This window comes from Arsenophonus endosymbiont of Bemisia tabaci Q2, from assembly GCF_902713415.1.
Lineage (GTDB): Bacteria > Pseudomonadota > Gammaproteobacteria > Enterobacterales > Enterobacteriaceae > Arsenophonus.
In genome coordinates this window covers 55,783-63,695 of sequence record NZ_CACTIE010000017.1, presented here as the reverse complement: position 1 = coordinate 63,695, position 7,913 = coordinate 55,783, and the positions used below count along the sequence as shown (strand labels likewise).

Annotated in this window: 3 protein-coding genes and 5 pseudogenes; 6 read left to right on the top strand and 2 right to left on the bottom strand. The window is 36.5% G+C overall.

Annotation, left to right across the window (positions count from 1 at the left end; genetic code table 11):
• Positions 1-170 precede the first annotated feature (170 nt).
• Both ARSQ2_RS01615 and rhlB read right to left on the bottom strand, forming a co-directional pair.
• A pseudogene (locus tag ARSQ2_RS01615) lies at positions 171-708 on the bottom strand (Ppx/GppA phosphatase family protein); the annotation flags it as partial.
• Positions 709-771: 63 nt separating this feature from the next.
• Positions 772-2,058: an ATP-dependent RNA helicase RhlB gene (gene rhlB / locus ARSQ2_RS01610; RefSeq protein WP_181994132.1), complete on the bottom strand. Its 1,287-nt coding sequence runs from the start codon at positions 2,056-2,058 to the stop codon at positions 772-774.
• 121 nt (positions 2,059-2,179) lie between these two features.
• Here rhlB and trxA point away from each other — a divergent pair, with 121 nt between their 5' ends.
• The 6 genes and pseudogenes from trxA to ARSQ2_RS14490 all read left to right on the top strand — a co-directional run bounded on the left by trxA (position 2,180) and on the right by ARSQ2_RS14490 (position 7,878).
• Positions 2,180-2,506, top strand: a complete 327-nt coding sequence (gene trxA, locus ARSQ2_RS01605; protein ID WP_181994131.1) for a thioredoxin TrxA — start codon at positions 2,180-2,182, stop codon at positions 2,504-2,506.
• Between the two features lie 586 nt (positions 2,507-3,092).
• Positions 3,093-4,352 (top strand): transcription termination factor Rho, encoded by a 1,260-nt coding sequence (gene rho / locus ARSQ2_RS01600; protein ID WP_026822640.1) that lies wholly within the window; start codon positions 3,093-3,095, stop codon positions 4,350-4,352.
• A gap of 248 nt (positions 4,353-4,600) precedes the next feature.
• A pseudogene (wecA, locus tag ARSQ2_RS01595) lies at positions 4,601-5,690 on the top strand (UDP-N-acetylglucosamine--undecaprenyl-phosphate N-acetylglucosaminephosphotransferase).
• A gap of 63 nt (positions 5,691-5,753) precedes the next feature.
• A pseudogene (locus ARSQ2_RS12210) lies at positions 5,754-6,221 on the top strand (IS630 transposase-related protein).
• Positions 6,148-6,561: pseudogene (locus tag ARSQ2_RS12205) on the top strand (IS630 family transposase); the annotation flags it as partial. The pseudogenes ARSQ2_RS12210 and ARSQ2_RS12205, both read left to right, overlap by 74 nt.
• Before the next feature lie 210 nt (positions 6,562-6,771).
• Positions 6,772-7,878: pseudogene (locus ARSQ2_RS14490) on the top strand (Wzz/FepE/Etk N-terminal domain-containing protein).
• The last annotated feature ends 35 nt before the right edge of the window (positions 7,879-7,913 follow it).

The window sequence follows — 7,913 nt, the reverse complement described above, 5'->3', positions numbered from 1 at the left end:
ATATGGTATATAATCAAAATCAAGTCGCTTAGCTATAAGCGTACTTCCCAAGTTATTCGGCAGTTATAGCTGGGCGACTTTAAAATGATTACAAATAATTACTCTATATCACTAAATTTATATTGGAGAAAAACATATATTTTGTAATCAAAATTAAGACGCTTAGCTATAAGTTGGTTCGCGATAGGTTTAATGATCTTATGCGCGGCAGTTTTAGCTTGCGCAAAATTTTTTCGGTTAGATTACGATCTTTAAAATAATGTTCAAGCCAAGTAACGCAACCCATATTAAGGCTAAAAAGTTAATTATTTTTAACATTAGTACCGTTAATAATTTCAGTAGTACCCCCAATATCTATCACTAGTCGTTTATCTGAACCGCCAGTGGTATATGTTACTCCCTAATAAATGAGTTGAGCTTCTTCTTCTCCAGTAATGATTCTGATGGAATGCCCTAAAATATTTTCTCCTTGCTTAATAAAGCAGTCGGCATTCTTAGCGAGACGAAGTGTTGCTGTAGCAACAATTTGTACTTGTTCAGTAGGAATATCTTGTAAATACTCGGAAAAAGATGCAGACATTGCCAGGCACGATCCATGGCTTGTTGAGATAAATAGTTATTTTCATCGAGACCCGCGGCCAGTCTGACTTTACGCTTGATGCGAGGAAGGGTCTGTACATAACCAGAAATTTCTCGTACTACTAACATATGAAAGCTGTTACAATCAAGATCGATTGCTGCGTAAAAGCCATGATTTTAACATAATATTTATTAGCTCGGACGTTTACGATTGTTGCGTGAATTATTCTGTCGGCATTGGCTATTATTGTTACGACGTGTTCCATTAGTACGTGGACGACGACGTGGTTTTGGTGTAGGTAAATCTTGTAATAATGCTTCACTGTTGTATTTGCTGACAGGGATTTGATGCTGAATATACTCCTCAATAGCAGGTAAATTTAAAGAATACTCTTCACAAGCCAGACTAATTGAATGACCACTCTCACCGGCGCGGCCGGTACGACCAATACGATGAACATAATCTTCACAATCATCAGGTAGGTCATAATTAAATACATGAGTGACAGATGGGATATGTAAACCTCTGGCGGCAACATCTGTTGCAACTAAGATATCTAAATGGCCTTGAGTAAACTGTTCAAGAATGCGTAGCCGTTTTTTTTGTGCTACATCGCCAGTTAATAAGCCAACGCGGTGACCATCAGCAGCAAGATGAGCCCAGATATCTTCACAGCGATGTTTGGTATTACCAAAAATTATACATTTTTCGGGCCACTCTTCCTCGATTAACGTTTGTAACAGACGCATTTTTTCTTCGTTAGAAGGATAGAAAAGTTCTTCTTTAATGCGATGACCTGTTTTTTGTTGAGGTTCTACCTCAATATATTTGGGTTGATTCATTTGTTCAAATGCCAGTTCTTGAACACGATAAGAAAGTGTTGCGGAAAAGAGTAAATTCAAGCGTTGAGTGGCGGGTGGCATTCGACGAAATAGCCAGCGAATATCTTTAATAAAACCAAGATCATACATACGGTCAGCTTCATCAAGTACAACCACTTGAATGAGACCTAAATGAACGTCGCCTTGTTTGGTATAATCGATTAAACGCCCGGTCGTACCGATAAGAACATCTACACCCGACTGGAGCACATGCAGTTGTTCGTCGTAGCCATCACCACCATAAGCTAAACCCATTTTTAGGCCCGTTATAGCGGCTAATTCTTTTGCATCAGTATATATCTGAACCGCTAATTCTCGTGTAGGAGCCAGAATTAGAGCTCTGAGTTGGTTAACTTGTCGTTCTGAATTTGTTGGATGTGTTAGTAAATAATGAAATGTTGAGGTAAGAAAAGCCAATGTCTTACCCGTTCCTGTTTGTGCCTGCCCCGCAACATCACGGCCTTCGACAGTAAAAGGCAATGTTGACGCTTGTATCGGCGTACAGTTATGAAAGCCATTTTTATTAAGGGCTTCAATAACTTTAGGGTGTAAGGCGAAGTCTATAAACTTCTTGTCTGTCAAATGTGTTTTACTCATAGTGTGTTAGAATATCAGTTAACGGTTGCTTTATGAAAGAAGATTGTTTGAAATAAAGCAAACATGGTTAAATTAATGTTAGACTGAAAGAGCATAAAAATTTTATCCTTGGAGTATCGCAATGAGCGACAAAGTTATTCATCTATCTGATGGAGATTTTAATACAAAAGCCTTAGGGGCAGAAAAGCCAGTATTAGTTGATTTTTGGGCAGAATGGTGTGGCCCTTGTAAAATGATTGCTCCCATTTTAGACGAAATTGCTGATGAATATGCAGCTAAATTGATTATTGGAAAATTGAATGTTGACGATAATCGTGAAACAGCGACTAAATATGGTATTCGTAGCATTCCTACTTTAGCACTTTTTAAAGACGGTGAGCTGATTAATAAGCAAGTTGGTCTTTTGTCTAAAACTCAATTAAAAGAATTTTTAGACAAAAACATCTAATTTCCCGTAAAATATTAACAACAGACGTTTAGTAGGCTAATATTTTTCTCAATTTGCTATTAGACGTCTGCTTTGAAGCATTGTAATTTAGGGTCACTATTTAACAATATTTAACACTATTTAATATGATACGCGTTTTTATCTTAATGTGTACATACTGAATATGTTATTGTATAAACATATTTGTTATCTCTGAATAATCTATATCCTACAATGGTTTAAATTCTATTGACTCTCATAGAAATAATTCTTTTAGAGAATGACATGTTCCATTTGTTATTTGCTTGGTGCTGTTTTATACGGCCTAACAAGTAAAAAAGTAAGATTTTCTCATCAAATTTGAGATGAATTCTTATAGTCTTATTCTGTCTTTTCTGTATAAAGAGTGTTATCTAAGGTAGTAAATTAACAAATTACTGCGACTACATGAATTTATATCCTAATGAAATTGATATATTCATCAAGAATCGTTAAGGTTTTGTATTTTTATTTAAATAGGCACTTAGAGATTGCTATATTATTTATTGTTCATAGTTTTATTGTTCATAGTTCAAAAAATATACCCCGAGTTTAAGAACCCACCATTATGAATCTTACCGAATTAAAAAATACGCCGGTATCTGAATTGATTACTCTTGGCGAAAGTATGGGGCTAGAGAACCTAGCCCGCATGAGAAAACAGGATATTATTTTCTCGATTTTGAAGCAGCATGCGAAAAGTGGGGAGGATATTTTTGGTGATGGCGTGCTAGAAATTTTGCAGGATGGATTTGGATTCCTTCGTTCTGCTGACAGCTCTTATCTAGCAGGTCCTGATGATATTTATGTTTCTCCTAGTCAGATTCGTCGCTTTAATCTACGAACAGGAGATACCATATCAGGAAAAATTCGTCCTCCTAAGGAAGGCGAACGCTATTTTGCCCTACTAAAAGTTAATGAAGTCAACTTTGATAAACCTGAAAACGCCCGTAGTAAAATCCTGTTTGAAAACCTAACACCGCTGCATGCTAATAACCGTCTACGTATGGAGCGTGGCAATGGTTCAACAGAAGATTTGACTGCTCGTGTTCTGGATTTGGCCGCACCGATTGGGCGTGGGCAGCGTGGTTTAATTGTTGCTCCACCAAAAGCAGGTAAAACCATGTTATTGCAGAATATTGCAGCTAATATTGCCAATAACTATCCAGACTGTGTTTTGATGGTGTTGCTAATTGATGAGCGACCAGAAGAAGTGACCGAAATGCAACGCCTGGTTAAAGGTGAAGTCATTGCATCAACCTTTGATGAACCTGCATCTCGTCATGTTCAGGTTGCTGAAATGGTAATAGAAAAAGCTAAGCGCTTAGTTGAACACAAAAAAGATGTCATCATTCTTTTAGATTCGATTACGCGTCTTGCTCGTGCTTACAACACAGTGGTTCCTTCCTCTGGAAAAGTATTGACTGGTGGGGTGGATGCAAATGCTTTGCACCGTCCGAAACGTTTTTTTGGTGCTGCACGTAATGTAGAAGAAGGTGGAAGCCTAACGATAATTGCTACAGCATTAGTTGATACCGGTTCCAAAATGGATGAAGTAATCTACGAGGAGTTTAAAGGCACCGGCAATATGGAGCTACATTTGTCGCGGAAAATAGCGGAAAAACGTGTTTTTCCGGCGATTGATTATAATCGTTCTGGTACTCGTAAGGAAGAATTATTAACCTTACCGGATGAGTTACAGAAGATGTGGATATTGCGTAAAATTATTCATCCTATGGGTGAAATTGATGCAATGGAATTTTTAATTAATAAATTGGCAATGACGAAAACGAACGATGAATTTTTCGATTTTATGAAGCGTTCTTAAATTGCTGTTTGTTTAATGAGTTATTGAAAAGCGCCACTTTTATGTGGCGTTTTATTTTGTTCGTTTTTGTTATCCAATAGTATCTGTTTTGGTATAGATTTTGCTTACTAATAAGCAGTGCAAGATAATGGAAATGTTTCGTTATTGTTACATATACGCTAACTTAAAGTACACTTATAGTCTATACATGGAAATGGGTGCAGTGGATGATTTCTAAAAAAAATTATAAGAGAGTAAATGTAAATATTGTGGACACACTAAATTTACTAATCGACGTTTTTTGGGTTTTCTTGTTTTCTCTGATTTTCATATTTATTGCGAGAAAAGTGGCAAAAAGATTTGCTCTAGTAGATGAACCTAATCATCGAAAAAAACACCAAGGAGAAATTCCTTTGGTTGGTGGTATTGCGGTTTTTTGGTATCGGTTTAGCATTCATGATTACGCCCGAATATATTCTTCATAAATGGTTGTATTTGATTTGTGCTGGGGTTTTGGTATTTGTTGGAGTATTAGATGATCGCTTTGATATTAGTGTTAAAATTCGAGCAACTATTCAAGCTATTGTTGCGTTGGTCATGATTTATTTTGCTGGTCTAACGTCAGATAACTTAGGTTATGCTTTTGGGCCATGGCATGTAACGTTGGGGCCTTTAAGCTATTTAATGACATTATTTGCTGTTTGGGGCGCAGTCAATGCTTTTAACATGGTTGATGGTATTGATGGTCTGCTTGGTGGGCTTTCTTGTGTCTCCTTTGCTACATTAGAGATTTTGCTTTATCAAAATGGCAATATGGCATTAGCTTTTTGGTGTTTTGCTCTTATTGCTGCCATTCTCCCTTATATATTCTATATTCCTGAATTTAGGTTTATTAGGAAAGCGTTATAAAGTGTTTATGGGGGATGCGGGTAGTACATTAATTGGTTTTACTATTCTTTGGTTGCTATTGAAGTCGACACAAGGTGAGCAACCATCGATTAAACCAGTGAACTGCCCTTTGGATTATTGCTATTCCTCTGATGGATATGATTGCCATTATGTATCGGCGTCTAAGTAAAGGAATGAGTCCTTTTTCACCAGATAGACAACATATTCATCATTTAATTATGCGTTCAGGTTTTACCTCAAGTCAGGCTTTTATCTTGATTACAGTGTCGGCAGCTATTTTAGCAGCGGTAGGTATGATGGGTGAACGTTCAAATTTTATTCCTGAATGGGTGATGTTGGCATTATTTTTGCTTATATTTGCTATCTTATGGCTACTGTATTAAACGTGCTTGGAAAGTGGCGCGTTTTGTAAAACGTGTTAAACGTCGGATGCAACGTATAGCAAAATAAATAAACAAATGTTTAAAGGAGTTTCATATAACTAAGCGACTTAATTTTGATGACATTATTTATATGAGCTATTCAATTGATTTTAGACGTAAAGTGATATTTACGATGGAAGAAGAAGGGTTGAGTATCCGAGAAACAGCGAAGCAATTTCGGATTGGCTCTGCATCTGTATCGCGTTGGATTAATCAAATAGAGCCAAAAGCATCGACTACGCGTCAGCGAAAAATCGATAAATCCGAGTTGATATAGCTGAGCGACTTTAAAATGATTACAAGTAATTACTCTATATCAGTAAATTTATATTGGAGAAAAACATATATTTTGTAATCAAAATTAAGACGCTTAGCTATAAAAGATGTTGAACAATATCCAGATGCTTACCAAAAAGAGCGTGCAGAGCGTTTTGGCGTTTTTCAGAAGGCCATTTGGCAAGCTCTTAAAAAAATGGGATTGACCTATAAAAAAACTCTACGTCATCCGAAAGCCGACGAAAACACTCGACAAACGTTTCAACAAAAAACAACAGTATGAAAAAGAAGGCAAGCATATTGTTTTTATTGATGAAAGTGGTTTTTCACACGATACCCCGCGGACTCACGGCTATTCCCCGAAAGGTCAACGGTGTGTTGGTCTCAAGAACTGGGGAGCTAAAGGAAGAACAAATGTTATCGGCGCTTTATTGGGCACAACGCTGTTTGCTATCGGATTATTTGATATCAATATTAACAGCGATGTTTTCTATGCATGGGTCACCCAAGTCCTTATCCCAGCACTTCCTAAAAACAGTGTAATCATGATGGATAATGCAACTTTTCACAAGAAACAGAGTATTCAACAAGTCATCATCGATGCGGGACATATGGTGGAATATTTGCCTACCTATTCGCCAGATCTTAATCCAATTGAACATAAATGGGCACAAGCTAAATGCAAAAAAAGAGCGCTCGGATGCGACACAGATATTTTGTTCGCAGTCAATATGGTGTAATCAAAATTAAGTCGCTTAGCTATAGCAGTGACAAAATCAGAAACACAACCCAAACCTAATTCTCACTGACAGTCTCTTGAATATGAGCTAGATATTAGAAGTTTATTTTGTGCGCTATGGCAGGGAAAAATATGAATTATCTCTTTAGCATTTATTTTTTCAGCTGTTGCATTGATCGTTTCTTACCATGATGCCACAAAAATGGAGTGCTAATGCTGTCACTGATTTACCTACAGTTAATAATTTAGGTGCATATTATTCCCAGCAGCAATTTTTGCGAAATTTGGATTCGCATATTCATATTAATGAAAGACAGGATAATCAGTTGCCAACAATTTCGAATCAGGTTTATCAAGAATTTACTACTCAAGTAGGTTCTTATGATACCCGGCGAGAGTTTTGGTTAAATAGTGATTACTATAAAACCCGCATGGAAAGAAATGCTAAGGCTGATGCTGCATTACTTGATGAATTAATTGATGATATTCAATTCACTCCCCCAAGATGATAATAAGATACTTCATAATATAGCTAAGCGTCTTAATTTTGATTACAAAAATATATGTTTTTCTCCAATATAAATTTACTGATATAGAGTAATTACTTGTAATCATTTTAAAGTCGCCTAGCTATAATGTAAAATTAGTTGCTGAGACGGCTACTGATACAAACCGATTACTACGTGAATATATTTTTTTGCCAACAAACGAACTAGTTTTAATCTTAATGAACAGATTAAAGGCGCGTGGGCAGCAAAGGCACAGTCTTTAAAAGCATTAATTAAACGCCAGGAAATTGGTCGCAAAGGCAAATTATGAACGGCGTTTAAATAACCTACAGCAATCGTTCAAAGTTGCGCAAAAGCAAGGTATTTTACGTAATAAAGTTGATGTTCCCATCGATCAGCTGCCTGATTCAGAAATGTTTCTATTAAGTACTTCATTATTACAAGCAGAAATTGAGACATTACAGGCAACAGGGCCTAATTATGATGAAAGCTATGATCAAAATATAGCGATGTTAACGACATTAAATTTAGAACCCGCTCTCAAGAATAATTTTCAAACTTATCGCTATTTAAGAACACCAGAAGATCCCGTTAAACGTGATAGCCCTCGTCGAGCATTAATGATGGTCATTTGGGGAATGATTGGTGCCTTAAGTGGAATAGGTATTGTGTTGTTAAGACGTAATACCTAATTATTTGCTAAACATATAGCAATAGATGACTTCAA